Genomic DNA, 16,342 nt, shown 5'->3' with positions numbered 1-16,342 from the left:
GAAGCTTCATGGGTAGGACGCATGGGGTGGGGATGCGCATAGTTTTGAAACAGTTTAGTGACATCGCACCGCAGCAGGCCGCGCGCAAGCGCCGTGCCGTGCCCGACCGCGAAGCCGGCCTGACGCTGATCGAGATGCTGATCGTGCTCGTGATCATCGCGGTGGTCGCTGGCCTCATCACCATGAACGTGATCAACCGCCCCGACGAGGCGCGCGTCACCACGACCAAGGGCAACATCGCCAGCATCGAAGGCGCGCTGAAGATGTATCGCCTCGACAATGGCGATTATCCGACCACCGGCCAGGGCCTCAACGCGCTGGTGGAAAAGCCGACGATCCCGCCGGTCCCGTCCAACTGGGCGCAGGGCGGTTATCTGTCCGCGCCGCCGCTCGACGCCTGGGGCAAGCCCTATGAGTATAAGTCGGAGGGCGGCAGCTTCACGATCCGTTCGCTCGGCAAGGACGGCAAGCCCGGCGGCGAGGGCGTCGACGCCGATATCGAAGGCAAGGGCTGATCCGCATGCGGGGGGGCGCCATCGTCGTGCGCCGGCCTTCCGAGGCCGGACTGACGCTGATCGAGATGCTGATCGTTCTCGCGATCATCGGCGTCGCGGCCGGCGCGGTGACGCTCGGCATCGGCGCGGCCAGCCGCAAGCCCAGCGTCGAGAGCGAGGCACGCCGCCTCGCCTCGCGGCTCCAGGCGGCGGCGGATGACGCCATGCTCGGCGATCGGCTGGTCGCCTTCACGGCCGATGCGCATGGCTATGGCTTCGCGACGATCGGCACCAACGGGAAGCTGGCGCCGCGCACCGACGATGCACTTGCCCCGCACACGCTGCCCGGCGGCATCACCCTCACGCTCGACACGCGCCCGCCGGTGGTGCTCGGCGTCGATGGGTCGGGCAAGCCGCTCTCGGCGACGATCGACAATGGCAGCCAGCGCTGGCTGGTCCGTTATGACGGGCTGACCGCCAGCGCCGTCCCCGCTCCGGCTTCGTAACGATGGCCGCGCCGATCGACGTGCCTGTGGCGGCGCGCGGCTTTTCTCTGATCGAGGCACTGGTGGCGCTGGCCGTACTCGCCATCGCCACGGTGGGCCTGATGCGGACGGTGCAGACGCACATCGATTCGACCCGTGGCCTGGAGCGCCGCGCCGCCGCTATGTGGGTCGCCGAAAACCGCCTGTCCGAAATGGAAGCGGGCATCGCCGGCGAACCGAAGGTCGAGATGCTCGGCCAGCGCTGGCGCATCGCGGTCGACCGTCGCAGCACCGACGATCCCGAGATCGTTCGCGTGCGGATCAATGTATTCGCCGATGCCGAGAAGACGCCGCTTGCATCGCTCGACGGCTTCGTCGACGGACGCAAGGGATGACTCGCCTCGCCCTCACCCCGCGCCAGACGCGCACCGCGCTCGATCTGCTGACCGGCGCGGTGGTGGTCTCCGTCGCCGTTGCGCTCGCCGGCCTGACCTGGCGGATCGCGGGCCATGCCGGCACCGGCGCGATCACCGTCCCCACGCGCGGAAGCGGTTCCGCCGCCGCGCCCGACCTCGCACCTGCCATCGCCCTCGCCCCCTTCGGCAAGGCGGTGGTGGTCGATGCGCCCCAGCCGACCAGCTTGCCGATCGAGTTGAAGGGTCTGGTCGCCGCGATCCCGGCCGAGCTGTCGACGGCGTTCATTGCGGTGAGCGGCGCCCCGGCACAGCCGTTCCGCATCGGCCAGCAGGTCAGCGGCGCGACCCTCGCCGCGATCCAGCGCGATCGGGTGGTGCTCGAACATGGCGGCCGTCGCGAATTTCTGGCCTTCCCCGACCCCACCCTTTCGCCCGAACAACGCCAGGCCGCCGCTGCCGCCGCGCCGACCGGCGAGGCACCGCCGCCGGGCGCCGGCCCGGGCGTCCAGCCGCCGCCCGAGCTGCCCGGCAACAGCGCCGCCGTGATGCAGAAGCTGGGCGCCACGCCGACATCGGAAGGGTTCCGGATCGGGAGCGGCGGCCCGCCGGGCATGCTCGCCGGCGATGTCATCACATCGGTTAACGGTACGCCCCTCACCGACACCCGCGCAGCCGACGCCGCATTCGCCGCCGCTCAGCAAAGCGGGTCGGCGCAGGTCCAGATCCTCCGCAACGGCAAGCAGCTGACGCTTACCGTACCGCTCCGCTAGAGAGAACCATTGTGAAGATTCGCTCCGCCCTGGCCTGCCTCGCGCTCGCGCCGTTGCTCCTCGATCCCGTGCTGGCGTCGGCGCAGGCGCAGGAATCGGCCGATGTCGTCATCAACATGCGCGGCGTGGAAATCGCCGACGTGGCCGATCAGATCTCGCGGATCACCGGCCGCACGCTGATCCTTGATCCGGCGGTGAAGGGCCTCGTCACGGTCACCTCGTCGAGCCCGCTTACCCCCAGCGGCGTCTGGGATCTGTTCCAGTCGGTGTTGCGCGCGAACGGCTATGCCGCGGTCCGCTCGGGCCGCGCCTGGCGCGTGGTGCCGGCCGCGAACGCGATCCGCGACGGTGGCGTGCCCGCACGCGGCTCGGCCGGGCAGGAACTGATGACGCGGATGGTGCGGCTGTCGAACGTGCCGTCCGCGGATGCCGCGCGGATCGCGCGGCCGCTGGTCGCCAGCTTCGGCAGCGTCGAACCGCTCACCAGCCCCAATGCGATCGTCATCACCGACTATGCCGACAATGTCCGTCGGATCGAGGCAATCGTCCGCCAGCTCGACGGTGGCGGCGGTGCCGCCTTCGCTGCGATCGCGCTCAAGAACGGCAGCGCCCCCGCCGTCGCGCAGGCGCTGCAGAACGTGCTGGGCGGCGATCAGGCGGCGGGCGCGCGCGTCGCCGCCGACGAGCGCAGCAACACCGTCATCGTCCGCGGCACGCCCGCGTCGGTCGGCGAGGCGCGCCGGATGATCGTGTCGCTCGACCAGCCGGGCGGCGCGACGCCGATCACGCGGATGTTCCGCCTCAACTATGCCGATGCCGAAACCGTCACGGACGTGCTGCGCGGTGTGCTCGGCCTGGGCGACTCGGTCGACAACCCGGTCGCGACCAGCCTGTCGAGCGGATCGACCAACCCGTTCGCCCGGCTTTCCGCGCAGACCGCCTCGTCGGTCGGCACCAGCGGCAGCGCCGATACGAGCGGCGGCGTTCAGGCGGCGGCAAGCACCACCACGCCGACGATGCAGTCGAACACCGCGCCCACGCCCAAGGGCTTCTCGACGCCCGACCTGACGGTGCAGCCCGCGCCCGAACTCAACGCCGTTGTGGTCCGCGGTGCGCCGAGCGCGATCGCCTCGATCGAACCGCTGATCACCGATCTCGACGTCCGCCGTCCGCAGGTGCTGATCGAGGCAGCCATTGCCGAGATCACCGGCGACGATGCCGAGCAGCTGGCGGTGCAGATCGGCACCAGCGGCGCCGTGCTCAGCCAGGTGACGGGCGCGGGCACGTCGTTCACCACCGGCGGCACCTCGCTTGGCACGATCCTCACCGCGCTCGGCGTGCCCGCCGGATCGGTGCTGGGCACGGGTGGCACTGCAAACTTCACGATCGGCGACAATTTCTCGATGCTGCTCCAGGCGCTGGGTACGTCCACCCGCGCGAACCTGCTCTCGACGCCGCAGATCACCGTGCTCGACAATGTCCCCGGCGAATTCGTCGCGGGTCAGAACGTGCCGTTCGTCACCGGCTCGGTCCTCACAAATTCGAGTTCGACCACGCCCTATCAGACGATCGAGCGCAAGGATGTCGGCATCACGCTGCGCGTCCTGCCGCGCGTCAATGCGGGTGATACGATCCGGCTTCAGGTGAACCAGGAAGCGTCGTCAATCGCGAGCACCACGGTCTCGTCGGCATCAGACATCATCACCAATCGCCGCGCGATCAACACCACCGTGCTGGCCGATAACGGCGCTACGATCGTGCTCGGTGGCCTCACCAGCGACGACTATACCGATACCCGCCAGCAAGTGCCGGTGCTCGGCGACATCCCGCTGATCGGCGAGCTGTTCAAGGCGCGCAAGGAACAGCACCAGAAGCGCACGCTGTTCATCTTCCTGAAGCCGACGATCCTGCGCGACGGCGAGGATGCCAGCGCCGCCGCCAAGGATCGCTATGCCCGGCTGCGCGCCGACGAGGCGGAAAGCGCCAAGCGAAACAGCCTGCTGCTCGCGCCGCCGCCGGCGCGGCTGAAGGTGGAGATCGACGGGATCTACTGATCCGTCGCGGGCGGGGCCGCGTCGTCGCCGGGAAGCGGCACGCGTGCCCGCTCGCCGCCCCGAACGAACAGCGCCGCGTCGATCGACAGCGATTCGAGCCGCCAACCGTCGACGCTTTCGCCGATCGCCAGCGTTCGCGTCGCGCCCTCGCCCGTCCGCACCAGCGCGACGGCATCGCTCCCCAGGCGCCCGACGATGCCGCTCAGCTGTGGCGCATCCGGCGGCAGCGTATCCCCGCCTCCCGCACGCGACGAAAACAGCGCACGATCATAAACATGCGCTATCGGCGGCACCGGCGTCGTCGATAGCGGCTTCACGGCCGCCGACAGGCGCTGCGCATCCGCCGGCCGGTGGTGCGGCAACAGCAGCATTACCGGCAGCACGATCGCCCAGCCCCCGGCCAGCGCCAGCGCAATCAGCCAGGGCCGATCGCGCTTCATCGCCGCACCGCCACGATCTCGCCGCTCAGCCGCACGCCGCCACCCTCGGCGGGTGCGATGCGCCACGTCTGGAATCGCATCAGCGGGCGTTCGCGCACGATCGCATCCGCCAGCGCGATCACCGCCTTGTCGCCGCCCGATAGGCGCACGCGCAGCATCGCCATCGGCGCCGGCGCCGCTACCGGCTCGATCGCCTCGACCAGTACGCCACCGCCACGCGCCAGCGCCTGTAGCCGCGCCGCCATCTGCCGTTGTGCCTTGCCGGCGTCGCCCCCCGGGAGCGCGAGAGCCCCCGGCAGCAACGAGGTCGCCTCGGCCGGCCGAGCGGCCAGCGCCGCAAGATCGGCCCGCGCGGTTCGGGCGGCATTCAGCTCGCGCACGCCACCCATCGCCCAGGGCACCAGCAGCAGCGCCAGCGCAATGCCGCCCCCAAGCCCCGTCAGGATCGGGCGCAGGTTCACTTCGCCGCCTGCCGCAGCGAGACGATCATTACCCCGTCGCCCTGCCGCTGGCCGATGTCGTGCAGCCGCGCGAGCCAGGGCGCGCGGTGAAGTGCCGTGCGCAGCGCGTCCGGGTCCGCGCTGGCAATGTCCAGTTCCAGCGCACCGTCAGCCAGCCGTTCGGCCCGTAACAGGCTCGCATCCGCGGGCAGCACCGCCGCGATCCGGTCGAGCGTCTCGGCAGGCCCAGGCCCCACCAGCGTCGCCTGAAGCGCGTCGCGAACGACTGCGCGATCATGCGCTTCGGCGAGCTTCGGCGCGAGCGCGGCCTGTGTCGCCTCGATGTCGCGGTTGACCGCCATGTGCAGCAGCCGCGCGCCAGCGCCCACCGCCAGCGGCCCGGCCGCGATCAGCCCGGCGAGCGCAAGCACCCGGCCGATCCGCCGGCCGCCCTCGCCCGTTGCCCGACCGCCGGCCGGGCCTGGCGGCGCACGCCGACGCCGCACCGCCGCCGCCAGTCGGCCGACAAGGCTGTGGTCGGGCTCGGTCGGCCCGGGCTCAGGATCGGGAGCACCCGCTTGCATGCCCGGCGCTTAGCCGCCCGCCCGCCCGGTGGAAAGTGTCACATTCGCGCCGCTGACCTGTCGCCGAGTTGCAACGGCGATTCCATCATGCCTTCACCGGACGCCCCCAAGGAGAAACGGTGCCGGCGCAAAGTCCGGCAATCCTAAAGGGGGATTCGATGACAGATCGTATTGAAACGCCGTTCGCCTATACTGATGGCGACGTCGACACCAATGCCAGCACCGAAGTAACGCTCAACGAACTGGCCGATCAGCGCTATTCGCGCCGCCAGATGCTGCGCGGCTCCAGCGCGATCGTCGCTGCCACGATCGGCGGCTCGGTGGTCGCTGCTTGCGACAGCAACACCAGCTTCAACAACGATGCCGCCCCGACGGTCAGCGCCGGCGCCGCGGGCACGGCGACCTCGGGCCGCATGGTCACGCTCACCGGCACCGCGACCGATGATGACGCCATCGGCGCCGTCGCCTGGACCCAGGTGAGCGGCACCGCCGTCACGCTGAACAACGCCAACACCAACACCGCAACCTTCATGGCGCCGGTGGTTTCCGCCGCGACGACGCTCACCTTCCGCTTCGCTGCGGCCGATCGCAATGGCCACACCGCCACCGCGACCACCACCGTCACGGTCAACCCGCCGGCGCTCGGCTTCACGGCCGTGGCCAAGAACAAGCTCGACGTGGTCACCGTCCCCGCCGGCTACACCGTCAGCGTGATCAACCGCACCGGCGATCCGATCGCCGCGAACGTGCCTGCGTACAAGAATGACGGCACCGATACGGACTTCGACAAGCGCATCGGCGATCATGGCGACGCGCTCTGGTGGTACGGCCTGAATGCCCCTGGCACCGCCCGCGACGCGACCAGCTCGACGCGCGGCCTGCTCGTCCAGAACCACGAGAACATCAACGATCAGTATCTGCATGTGAACGGCGCCACGAGCACCGGCGGCGTTCGTCCCGAGTCCGAAGCGCAGAAGGAAATCGACTGCCACGGCGTGTCGGTTACCGAAGTGGCCGAAGGCGCCAATCGCGCCTGGGCGGTGAAGCAGGATTCGGCATACAATCGCCGCATCACCCCGGCGACGCCGATAGTGTTCAACGGCCCGGCCCGGGGTTCGGACCTGCTCAAGACCGTCTATTCGCCCACCGGCGTGGCCGGCCGCGGCACGATCAACAACTGCGCCAACGGCACCACCCCCTGGGGCACGGCGCTGACCTGCGAAGAGAATTGGGCCGGCTACTTCCGCCGCCGCGGCGACGATGCAAACCGTACGGCAAAGGAACTCACCGCCCTCGCGCGCTATGGTGTTAGCAGTAATACGGGCAGCTATGGCTGGTCCACCGTGGTCGCCGCGGACAGCACCAACACGCTGTTCCGTCGCTGGGACGCCCGCGCCGGCACCGGCACCGCGACCGACGACTTCCGTAACGAGCCTAACCAGTTCGGCTGGATCGTGGAAATCGACCCCTATTCGCCCGGCTCGACACCGCGCAAGCGCACCGCGCTGGGCCGCATGGGCCATGAAGGCTGCTGGCCGGGCCTGTTCGTCGTCGGCAAGAAGCCGGCCTGGTACATGGGCGACGATTCGCGCCGCGAGTATATGTACAAGTTCGTCTCGGCGACCACCTGGGTCGCCGCCGATGCCAATGCCACCGATCGCCTCGCGATGGGCGACAAGTATCTGGACGCGGGCACGCTCTACGTCGCCAAGTTCAACGCGGACGGCACCGGCACCTGGCTGCCGCTCGTCTATGGTCAGAACGGCCTGGACAGCACCAACACCGCCTACCCGTTCGCCGATCAGGCAGACGTGCTGGTGAACGCCCGTCTGGCCGCCGACAAGCTTGGCGCCACGCCGATGGATCGCCCGGAATGGACCGCGACCAACCCGGTTACCGGAGAGGTTTACCTCACCCTCACCAACAACAATGCGTCCAACCGCCCGCTCACCGGCACCGACGCCGCCAACCCGCGCCACTATAACGACCCGAAGGGCAGCTCGTCGCAATATGGCAACCCGAACGGACACATCATCCGCATCAAGGAAGCCGATACCGAAGCGCTGAGCTTCACCTGGGACATCTATGCCTTTGGCGCGGGCGCCGATCTGGATCCGACCAACATCAACCTGTCGGGCCTGAACGACACCAACGACTTCTCCAGCCCGGATGGCCTGGCCTTTGCCCGCGCCACCAGTGCCGGTGGCCAGGTGAAGCCGCTGATGTGGATCCAGACCGACGATGGCGCCTATACCGACGTCACCAACTGCATGATGCTGGCCGCCCAGCCGGGCACGGTCGGCGACGGCGGCGCGCGTACGATCACCAACACCGGGTCGGGGGGGACGACCGCCACCCAGGCGACCCGCATCGGTGCCGCGCCTGGCACCGATCTGCGCCGCTTCCTGGTCGGCCCGGTCGAATGCGAGATCACCGGCGTGGATTCGACGCCGGACGGCCGCACGCTGTTCGTCGGCATCCAGCATCCCGGCGAAGGCGGCACGCCCGCGGCCCCGACCAGCCACTGGCCGGATAGCCAGGCCGGCGGCACCGTCGCGGCGACGGTGCGTCCGCGCTCGGCGGTGGTCGTGATCACCAAGAATGACGGCGGCGTGGTCGGCCTCTAAGCCACCGCTACGTCACCCGTTCGGGGGAGGTCCATCGGCCTCCCCCGTTTCGTTTGGCCGGTCAGCGATCAGAGCGGCTGACGATCTTCGCGGTGCCGTCGGGCGTGATCGTGATCATGTGGCTGCCCTGCGAACCGCAATTGGCGCGCCACAGCGGGTTGCCGTCCTGATCGGGCATCCGCTCCGAACTCTCGACATGATCGCACGCCAGCCCGGCATCGAGCAGCGCGCGGATGAATACCACGTTGCGCTGCGCATCATTCATCGCGATCACCTCGGCAGCCACGTTGTTGCCGGCCTCGCCGTTGTCGACCACCGCATTGGCTTCCGCCGTGTCGTTGGCCAGCACATCCTCGCGATTGTCGCCCTGGCAACCGGCCAGGGCCACTGCCGCCAACACCGCAAGCATCGCGCGCTTCTTCATATTCACTCTCCTGTCTGTCCAGCGCATTGCGCCACGCCGGCCAGTGACTGGGTCCACCAGCACGGCAAAGCGCGACTATTGTGAAGGTTCCGTATCGATCGCCGATTCAGCGCTGATACGCCTTTGGCAACGCGCCTTCCGCGGGCTTCCAGTATCGGTCGCGCAGCCGCGTCTGGCGGTTGACGAGCGATTGCTCAACGCCGTCGATATAGACCTTCACGGGCACCGTCCCGATCTCGAGCGGATCGCCGTCCCAGATCACTACGTCGCCGTGCCGGCCGGGCCGCAGCGATCCGAACGCGTCGCCCATGCCCATCGCCTCGGCGGGCTTGGACGTGATCGCCGCGAACGCCGCATTCCAGTCGAGCCCGGTCGCGCCCGGCACGCGGGTGAGCGCAACCAGATTGCCGGCGAACTGCTTTTCCCAGCGCGCCTGACGGGCATCGTCCTGGTTGATCGTGCCGATTCCGACCAGCACGCCCGCCGCCTTCATCCGCCCGATGTTCGATTGCGTCGCGGCAAGCTGCTCGAACGATGCGGGTAGGTCGTTGAGCGCCGTGGCGATCACCGGCACGCCGGCCGCCGCGATCTGCGGCGCCACAGTCCAGCCCTCGGTCGCGCCGACCAGCACGAGCCGCAGCGACGGCATCTCGCGCTTCAGGTTGAGCAGCACCAGGATGTCCGACGCCCGCTCGACATGGACGAGCAGCGGCGCCTTGCCCTGGACGATGCCGGTCAGCGCATCGGCATCGGCGCGCGTCAGCAGCGCATCCCGGCCGCGATCGGAAAAGCCCGCCGGATTGCGGAGATAGTCGCGCACCTCGAACAGTATGTTACGCAGCATCGCATAGGCGGCGGGACGGCTGCCGCCCGCCACCTGCCCGCCGGTTTCGCCATATTCCATGAACTGGAATGCGCGCGACCGCGACACCGCATCCATGTCGCTGCCCAGATCGATCACCGCCCCCTGCCCGGCAAAGATCGAGCCCTTGCTCACCTCCGGCGCCACCACTGCGCGGGTGATCCCGTCGGCGCGGTTGATGGCGATCGTGCTCGCCCGCGGATTGACCGCAGGCGCGATGTCGAGCGCGGCATTGAACGGCGATCCGCCGGCCGATGCGTCGTTGGTCGGCGCAACGGCATCGACCTCGACGATGCCAAGCCGGCTGAAGCCCGCGAAGATGCCCGGCGTCACCCATCGGCCGCCGGCATCGACCGTGGCCATGCCGGCCGGGATCGGCACGCCAGCGCCCGCAGCCACCACGCGGCCGCCGCGCACCACCACATTTCCGCCCTCGATCGGCGCCGATCCGTCACCGATCACCACCCGGGCGTTGGTGATCGCCACGTCCTGCGCTGCGGCAGGGCTCGCGATCGCCGCCGTCGCGGCGGCAAGAAGCAGCATCCTCTTCACTTCACATCCCCCTCGCCCGGCTGGCCCAGCTCGAAATCTGAAACCGGCCGTCGCTTCGGATCATTGGCGTCATAGAGCAGCGCGCCATCGACCCACACCATCTGCGGCCGCGTATAGACGCTGTACGGATTGCCGTTCCACAGCACGACATCGGCCATCTTGCCCGGTTTCAGGCTGCCCGTCCGGTCGGCGATGCCCAGCGCCTTGGCCGGATTGTACGACAGCCATTTCCATGCCGCCGCCTCGCTGACGTTGAAGCCCGATCGCGCCGCCGCAGCCCGCACCTTCGCCACTTCCTGGTTGAGCCGCTGGATGCCGTTTTCGTCATCCGAATGGATCATCGCGCAGGCGCCTTCCTTTTCCAGGATGGCCAGGTTTTCCGGGATCGCGTCATAGGCTTCCATCTTGAAGCCGTACCAGTCCGCCCACACCGCCGCGCAGGTGTCGTTTTCCTTCAGCAGGTCGGCGATCTTGTACGCCTCCACCGCGTGATGGAAGGCCGAGATGTGATAGCCGAACTCCTTGGCCATATCCATCACGATCGCCATCTCGTCGGCGCGGTAGCAATGGTTCTGGACCAGGATTTCGCCCTCGATCACGCCGCGCAGTGTATCCATCGCAATGTCGCGCGTCGGCGGATCACCGCCCTCGCGCTCATATTTGTCCCAGCGCCGCTTATATTCCACCGCGCGTGCCCAGGTCTGGCGGTTGACCGCCACATTGCCCATCCGCGTCGAGGGCTGGCGCCCCTTGCTGCCATAGACACGCTTGGGATTCTCGCCGCACGCCATCTTCAGGCCATAGGGGGCGCCGGGGAACTTCATCGCCTGCATCGTGCGGGCATAGACGTTCTTCAGCACTACCGATCGGCCGCCAAACAGATTGGCCGATCCCGGCAGGATCTGCAGCGTCGTGACGCCGCCATTGACCAAAGCGCGCCCGAAGCCCGGGTCTTGCGGCCAGACGCTGTGCTCGGCCCAGACATCGGCAGTGACCGGCGACGTCGCCTCGTTCCCGTCCGAATTCGCCTCCACGCCGGGGGACGGATAGTCGCCGAGATGGCTGTGGATGTCGACGATCCCCGGCGTCAGATACTTGCCAGTCCCGTCCACCACGGTCACGCCTTCGCCGGGCGCAATCGTCTGGCCGATCTCGGCGATCTTGCCGTCGCGAAACAGCACTGCGCCCTTGTCGATCCGTCCGCCCTCGCCGTCGAAGATGGTCACGTTGGTGACCAGCGTCGGCGCGCCCGGATAGGGACGATAGGTCGAAGGGTATGGATCATGGTCATAGCTGCGCCCCTTGTCCGGCGCCTTCGCCGGCGCGGCATCGCCGCCGCTGGAGGCCGTCTGGCGTCCACTCCCTGTCGCGGCGCACGCCGTCAACGAGACGGCCGCGGCCAACATCGCTATCGTTCGGATCAAAGGTGGCTCCCTCGCACGCTTTTCGGATTTCCCCGTGCGATTGATCGCGTCATCCGAACGCTTTGGCAAGTCAGCGACGCGAAACCGAATGAGATCGTTACCGCAATAAAATGATGCACAAGCTAGGGAAGTTCTGGCATTTCGTTTTCAATTCGCGGATGCTACGCAGACACGTAGCCTCGGTTACGACCTGTGCAGGGGCAGGTAGTTTGCGCGTGAATGATGACCACTCAGCGACAGGATTTCACCAGTCGCGCTGGAGAATTGGGACGGCGATCGGGCTGGCGACACTCGCCTTCCTATCCACCATCGTCGTACTATTGGGTTGGGCATTCGATAATTCGCAATTGCGCAGTTTCGGACGTGAGGATTTTCCGAACTGGCCACTTGCGGCCACCGGCTATTCGTTTCTCGCCCTCGCCGTCATCGCGCATGCGCTTCGCAGACCGAAGCTCGCGGCGGCGCTGCTCGCCGGGCCGGGGCTGGTGGCGCTGGGGACTTTGGCAGAGCTTTTGAGCGGTGGTCGCATTTCCGTCGGCACGCTGTTGTTTGCCGATGACGTCAGCCGGTTCAACTTCACCCGGCCGGGACTCATCAGCCTCAATACCGCGGTCGCCTATGCGACGCTCTCGATCGCGATGCTGGCACGCTACAGCCGCTGGCCACTGCTTCGGGAAACCGGGCCGATCATCGCGATCATGCCGCTGGCGCTAAGCGGCATGGCGATGATGACCCTCGCCGTGACGCCGACACTTTCGGACGAGCGATTGCCGGCGCACATCTCGATTCCCGCCGCGGTCGCTACCGCATTGATCGCGGTCGCGCTGTTGATACTGCGGCCGCCGCTCGATGAATTGCACGATCTGCGAATGCCGCGTCCGCGCGCGGTGCGGATCGGCATCGCCGCAGCGCTGCTCGCGCCCGCCATACCCGCCGTGTTCGAGCTCGTCGTCGTGCGAGAATCGCTGGAGACCAACGCCCGAAGCGAAATGATCATCGCGCTGTTCAACGTGGTGATGATGGCGGTCGTCGCCTTCTGGGCGGTCACGCGGGTCGGCAGGGAACGCGTCGCGCGGGCCGAACTGAACACGGCACTCAACGGGGCCACGGTGGTCCTGACCGATGCGGCCGGGCGGATCATCCACTGGTCGCTCGGCTGTCAGCAGCTCTACGGCTGGACCGCCGACGAGGCGATCGGGGAAAACAAATATATGTTGCTCAGGGCGCGCTGCCCCGACTGGCGCTCCAGCTATGCACTGCCCGATGCGGATGGCGCGATCGAGCTTGTCGAGGTCGACAAGAAGGGCCGCGAGATCCACGTAATCGAGCGGCTGCTCGAGGCCCAGGGTGCGAACGGTTTGCCGATCACCGTCCACAGCATCACCGACATTTCGGAGCGTGTCGCGGCGCTGAAGGCACTACGCGCGAGCGAGGAGCGGCTTGCCCAGGCAACGGCTGCCCACGAACTCGGCGTGTTCGACTGGGACGTCACGACCGGAAATGTCGACTGGTCGCCGGGTACCGAACAGCGGATCGGCCTTCCGCTCGGCGCGATGTCGACGTTCGAATCGTGGCGGCACTATATCAATCCGGCCGATTTCCAGAGCATGGTCGCCACCTTCACCAATACGGTCGCGGACCATGCTGAACGGTTCGGCTTTCGCTACCATCTCGCCAACTGCAAGAGCGCTGGCCGCGCGATCGAGGGCTCGGCGCGAGCCTTCTACGACAGCGAGGGCAATCTGGTCCGCGCCGTCGGCGCGGTGCTCGACATCACGGAGCGCGACGACCGCGAGGCGGAGCTTCGCCGGCGCGAGGCGCAATTGCGCTCGGTGCTGGAAACCGTGCCCGACGCGATGGTGGTGTTCGGCGAGGACGGCCGCATCCTTCAGTTCAGCGCCACTGCCGAGGCGCTGTGGGGCTATCGCGCCGCCGATGTCGTCGGCCAGGGTTTCAACATGCTCATGCCGCAGGACGATCGCGACGCGAGCAACGAAATGCTGCGACGGCTGCTCAATCCGGGCGAGTGGCTGATCGGCCAGGTGCTGATGGGCAATGCCGAGGCGGCCAATGGGCGACGCTTTCCGATCGAGGTGCGCGCCGGCGCCGCGCGCAGCGACGGCCATCTGCTGCTCACCGTGTTCATCCGCGATCTCACCGAGCGGGTCGCAACCGAACAACGCCTGAGCGACCTCAACGCCGAGATGGCGCATGTCTCGCGCCAGAACGCGATGAGCGAAATGGCCGCCGACCTCGCGCACGAGCTCAATCAGCCGCTCAGTGCCACGTCCAACTTTCTCGCCGCCGCTCGGATGCTGATCGAACGCGGCGAAACCGGGGAACGGGTGATCGACCTTCTCCGTCTCGGCGCAGAACAGACCCAGCGCGCCGGCGAAATCATCCGGCGCCTGCGCGCATTTGTCGCGCGCGGCGAAGTCGAAATGCGTGTCGAGCCGGTTGAACGCACCGTTCGCGAGGCGGTCGAACTCGTGCTGGTCGGAACCGGGCATTTAAATCTTCGGGTGATCTTTAATCTCGACCCAACCGCACCATTTGTCCTTGCAGATCGAATTCAGGTACAACAGGTTCTCGTCAATCTTCTGCGCAACGCGCTTCAGGCACTCAAGCTGGTCAATGTCGACGATCGTCAGATAACCATTTCTTCGGAACGCCTGCCCGATAGCATGATCGCTATCGTCGTGACGGACAGCGGACCGGGGATTCCGGCTGACATCATCGAGAAATTATTTTCGCGTTTCAGTACGACAAAGGGCGGAGCTGAAGGAATGGGTATTGGTCTTTCGGTGAGCAAACGTATTATCGAAGCACATGGGGGCGTTCTAAGTGCTTCAAATCACCCGGAAGGGGGAGCGTCGTTCCGCTTCACCCTTCCTGCTGTCGAAGGGGGCGAGGAATAAATGACACGTACCATCTACATCGTCGACGACGACGACGCCGTTCGCGCCTCGCTGCACAGCCTTTTGTCGGTCCGGCCCGATCTCGTGGTACGCGGTTATCGCTCGGGTGACGCCTTTCTGGCGCAGGTGAACGAGCTCGACCCCGGTGTGCTTCTGCTCGACTTCCACATGCCGGGTTCGAGCGGCCTCGACGTGCTCACCGCACTCGATCGCGCGCCGCGCTTCGTTGCGATCGTGCTCACCGGCCAGGGCAATGTCGGGCTCGCGGTCCAGGCGATGAAGGCCGGCGCGCTTGATTTCATCGAAAAGCCCTATGAGGCCGAATTCCTGCTGAAGGTGATCGACCAGGCATTTTCGCGCCTGGAAGAAGACAGCGAGGCGGCGGCGCGAACCGCGATGTCCGAGGCCAAGATCGCGAAATTGTCGCCCCGGGAGACCGATGTTCTGAAAGGTCTGATCGAGGGGCGGTCCAACAAGATCATCGCCTATGAACTCGACATCAGCCCGCGCACCGTCGAGATCTACCGCGCGAACCTGATGGAAAAGCTCGAAGTACGCAGCCTGTCCGAAGCGTTGCGCATTGCGTTTGCAGCAGGACTTTTTCCAAAAAGCTGAGATGGTTGCTTCGCCGAGGCGATGGGCTCCGTAGCTCGCCTCGGCCCAACCGCGTTCGATTTATCTCCTATAATGCCAACAGGTCGCCAGGGGGCGTCCGTCATCCGCCCGGGCGTGGTGCCGGGGCACCGCTTTGGGACGATGAATGTTGGCATCTATCAATAACTGGCCGCTCGCGAAGAAAATGCTGGTCGCGTTCAGCTTTCTTGCGGCCCTCACCGCCGCGATGGCGATCAACGGCTGGATCTCGAACCGCAACCTCACCCAGATCGCTCGCAATCACGTCGAGCACAGCGTCGCCAGCATGTCGACGCTGACCGACGTGATGAGCGAGATCAAGGAGATGCGGATCATCGTCTACAGCTTCTACAACGCCGCGGACCAAAAGGACGCCGACAAGCTTCAGAGCCGGATCGAGGCATCGTCCCGCAAGCTCGACGATCGCATCAAGGAACTCGGCGACGTCGCCGATCCGTCGTTCGCGCCACAGATCGCAGAGCTCAAGACGATCAAGTCGCAGCTCGACGACGTCAACAAGCGAATCTTCGAGGCCAGTCAGGTCGACAAGGCCACCGCGATCAAGCTCATCAAGGGCGACGGCAAGGCCCGCTCGCACGACGCCATCGCCCAGACCGAGAAGCTGCTGTCGATGTCGCGCGAGGCCGCCGATGACGCGAACCAGAGCGGCAACGCCCAGTCCTTCTTCTCGCTGATTCTGACATTGGGCCTCTCGGCGCTGTCGTTCGGTGCGCTGGCCAGCGTATGGCTGGTGATCAATCGCACCGTCGCGACCCCGATGGCGAGCCTTGCCCGAGCGACCAAAATGCTGGCGGAGGGCGGCAAGGCCGATGTGCCGAGCCGTGGCCGCGGCGACGAACTCGGGGACATCGCCGAAGCGGTGGAGCAATTCCGCCTCGCCGCGGTCAACCGCGCCGAAATCGATGCGCGCACCGCGACCGAGCAGAAGATGGTCACCGAAGCGCTGCGCGAAAGCCTCACCCGCGTCACCGCCGGCGATCTGACGGCAGACGTCCGGATCGAATTTCCGCCGGCCTATGCCGAACTCAAGTCCAATCTGAACAATGCCCTGGCCAGCCTGCGCGATCTGATCGGCTCGGTGCTGGAATCGACGGCGAGCATCCGGACGGGATCGAACGAGATCGCGCAGGCGTCGGAGGATCTGGCACGCCGGACCGAGGCGAATGCGGCGAGCCTCGAGGAAACCGCCGCAGCCGTT

The 16,342-nt window shown here is 67.0% G+C and carries 15 protein-coding genes; 9 read left to right on the top strand and 6 right to left on the bottom strand.

What is annotated here, in order from left to right:
• Positions 1 to 98: 98 nt before the first annotated feature.
• The 5 genes from gspG to gspD are packed head-to-tail and all read left to right on the top strand — an operon-like array spanning position 99 to position 4,219.
• A complete protein-coding gene (gene gspG / locus ACX40Y_RS15405; RefSeq protein WP_459120452.1) occupies positions 99 to 515 on the top strand; it encodes a type II secretion system major pseudopilin GspG in 417 nt (138 codons plus the stop codon).
• 5 nt (positions 516 to 520) lie between these two features.
• On the top strand, positions 521 to 1,000 hold the full coding sequence (locus tag ACX40Y_RS15400; RefSeq protein ID WP_459120451.1) for a GspH/FimT family pseudopilin: 480 nt from the start codon (positions 521 to 523) through the stop codon (positions 998 to 1,000).
• Positions 1,001 to 1,002: 2 nt separating this feature from the next.
• The gene (gene gspI, locus ACX40Y_RS15395; RefSeq protein WP_459120450.1) at positions 1,003 to 1,374 is read left to right on the top strand and encodes a type II secretion system minor pseudopilin GspI; all 372 of its coding nucleotides are present in this window, start codon (positions 1,003 to 1,005) and stop codon (positions 1,372 to 1,374) included.
• Positions 1,371 to 2,165 carry a type II secretion system protein N gene (locus ACX40Y_RS15390; protein WP_459120449.1) on the top strand — a complete coding sequence of 265 codons (795 nt, stop codon included), beginning with the start codon at positions 1,371 to 1,373 and terminating at the stop codon, positions 2,163 to 2,165. Before gspI ends, ACX40Y_RS15390 begins: the two co-directional genes overlap by 4 nt.
• Before the next feature lie 11 nt (positions 2,166 to 2,176).
• Positions 2,177 to 4,219 (top strand): type II secretion system secretin GspD, encoded by a 2,043-nt coding sequence (gene gspD, locus ACX40Y_RS15385; RefSeq protein WP_459120448.1) that lies wholly within the window; start codon positions 2,177 to 2,179, stop codon positions 4,217 to 4,219.
• Here the strand turns inward: gspD and ACX40Y_RS15380 are convergent.
• The 3 genes from ACX40Y_RS15380 to ACX40Y_RS15370 are packed head-to-tail and all read right to left on the bottom strand — an operon-like array spanning position 4,213 to position 5,683.
• A complete protein-coding gene (locus tag ACX40Y_RS15380; protein WP_459120447.1) occupies positions 4,213 to 4,659 on the bottom strand; it encodes a hypothetical protein in 447 nt (148 codons plus the stop codon). The two genes, gspD and ACX40Y_RS15380, sit on opposite strands and share 7 nt — an antisense overlap.
• Positions 4,656 to 5,120 carry a hypothetical protein gene (locus ACX40Y_RS15375; protein WP_459120446.1) on the bottom strand — a complete coding sequence of 155 codons (465 nt, stop codon included), beginning with the start codon at positions 5,118 to 5,120 and terminating at the stop codon, positions 4,656 to 4,658. Before ACX40Y_RS15375 ends, ACX40Y_RS15380 begins: the two co-directional genes overlap by 4 nt.
• Complete coding sequence (locus tag ACX40Y_RS15370) at positions 5,117 to 5,683, bottom strand: hypothetical protein (RefSeq protein WP_459120445.1); 567 nt, start codon at positions 5,681 to 5,683, stop codon at positions 5,117 to 5,119. The genes ACX40Y_RS15375 and ACX40Y_RS15370 overlap by 4 nt, the downstream gene beginning before the upstream one ends.
• Positions 5,684 to 5,841: 158 nt before the next feature.
• On the opposite strand from ACX40Y_RS15370, the gene ACX40Y_RS15365 reads away from it, so the two are divergent.
• The gene (locus tag ACX40Y_RS15365; RefSeq protein WP_459120444.1) at positions 5,842 to 8,310 is read left to right on the top strand and encodes a PhoX family protein; all 2,469 of its coding nucleotides are present in this window, start codon (positions 5,842 to 5,844) and stop codon (positions 8,308 to 8,310) included.
• Between the two features lie 61 nt (positions 8,311 to 8,371).
• On the opposite strand, the gene ACX40Y_RS15360 is transcribed toward ACX40Y_RS15365, so the two are convergent.
• From ACX40Y_RS15360 to ACX40Y_RS15350, 3 genes are all read right to left on the bottom strand, one after another.
• Positions 8,372 to 8,734 carry a hypothetical protein gene (locus ACX40Y_RS15360; protein WP_459120443.1) on the bottom strand — a complete coding sequence of 121 codons (363 nt, stop codon included), beginning with the start codon at positions 8,732 to 8,734 and terminating at the stop codon, positions 8,372 to 8,374.
• A gap of 106 nt (positions 8,735 to 8,840) precedes the next feature.
• Positions 8,841 to 10,148: an amidohydrolase family protein gene (locus ACX40Y_RS15355; RefSeq protein WP_459120442.1), complete on the bottom strand. Its 1,308-nt coding sequence runs from the start codon at positions 10,146 to 10,148 to the stop codon at positions 8,841 to 8,843.
• Positions 10,145 to 11,554, bottom strand: a complete 1,410-nt coding sequence (locus tag ACX40Y_RS15350; RefSeq protein WP_459120571.1) for an amidohydrolase — start codon at positions 11,552 to 11,554, stop codon at positions 10,145 to 10,147. The genes ACX40Y_RS15355 and ACX40Y_RS15350 overlap by 4 nt, the downstream gene beginning before the upstream one ends.
• A 233-nt stretch (positions 11,555 to 11,787) precedes the next feature.
• Between ACX40Y_RS15350 and ACX40Y_RS15345 the strand changes: the two genes are divergently transcribed.
• From ACX40Y_RS15345 to ACX40Y_RS15335, 3 genes are all read left to right on the top strand, one after another.
• Entirely contained in the window at positions 11,788 to 14,490 is a 2,703-nt protein-coding gene (locus tag ACX40Y_RS15345; protein ID WP_459120441.1) for a PAS domain S-box protein, read from the top strand.
• On the top strand, positions 14,491 to 15,105 hold the full coding sequence (locus ACX40Y_RS15340) for a response regulator transcription factor (protein WP_459120440.1): 615 nt from the start codon (positions 14,491 to 14,493) through the stop codon (positions 15,103 to 15,105).
• A 145-nt stretch (positions 15,106 to 15,250) separates the two neighbouring features.
• Positions 15,251 to 16,342, top strand: a 1,092-nt coding sequence (locus ACX40Y_RS15335) for an MCP four helix bundle domain-containing protein (RefSeq protein ID WP_459120439.1), incomplete at its 3' end; no start/stop codon positions are given.

The organism is Sphingomonas sp. RS6, assembly GCF_054489705.1.
The sequence above is the reverse complement of the archived record's forward strand: the minus strand, read 5'-3'. Positions and strand labels throughout refer to the sequence as shown.

Bases quoted from the DNA above. Each gene is read 5' to 3' on its own strand.
- ACX40Y_RS15340 (WP_459120440.1), top strand. From the start codon at position 14,491: ATGACACGTACCATCTACATCGTCGACGACGACGACGCCGTTCGCGCC.
- ACX40Y_RS15360 (WP_459120443.1), bottom strand. From the start codon at position 8,734: ATGAAGAAGCGCGCGATGCTTGCGGTGTTGGCGGCAGTGGCCCTGGCC.
- ACX40Y_RS15400 (WP_459120451.1), top strand. From the start codon at position 521: ATGCGGGGGGGCGCCATCGTCGTGCGCCGGCCTTCCGAGGCCGGACTG.
- ACX40Y_RS15370 (WP_459120445.1), bottom strand. From the start codon at position 5,683: ATGCAAGCGGGTGCTCCCGATCCTGAGCCCGGGCCGACCGAGCCCGAC.
- ACX40Y_RS15380 (WP_459120447.1), bottom strand. From the start codon at position 4,659: ATGAAGCGCGATCGGCCCTGGCTGATTGCGCTGGCGCTGGCCGGGGGC.
- ACX40Y_RS15390 (WP_459120449.1), top strand. From the start codon at position 1,371: ATGACTCGCCTCGCCCTCACCCCGCGCCAGACGCGCACCGCGCTCGAT.
- ACX40Y_RS15365 (WP_459120444.1), top strand. From the start codon at position 5,842: ATGACAGATCGTATTGAAACGCCGTTCGCCTATACTGATGGCGACGTC.
- gspI (WP_459120450.1), top strand. From the start codon at position 1,003: ATGGCCGCGCCGATCGACGTGCCTGTGGCGGCGCGCGGCTTTTCTCTG.
- ACX40Y_RS15350 (WP_459120571.1), bottom strand. From the start codon at position 11,554: ATGTTGGCCGCGGCCGTCTCGTTGACGGCGTGCGCCGCGACAGGGAGT.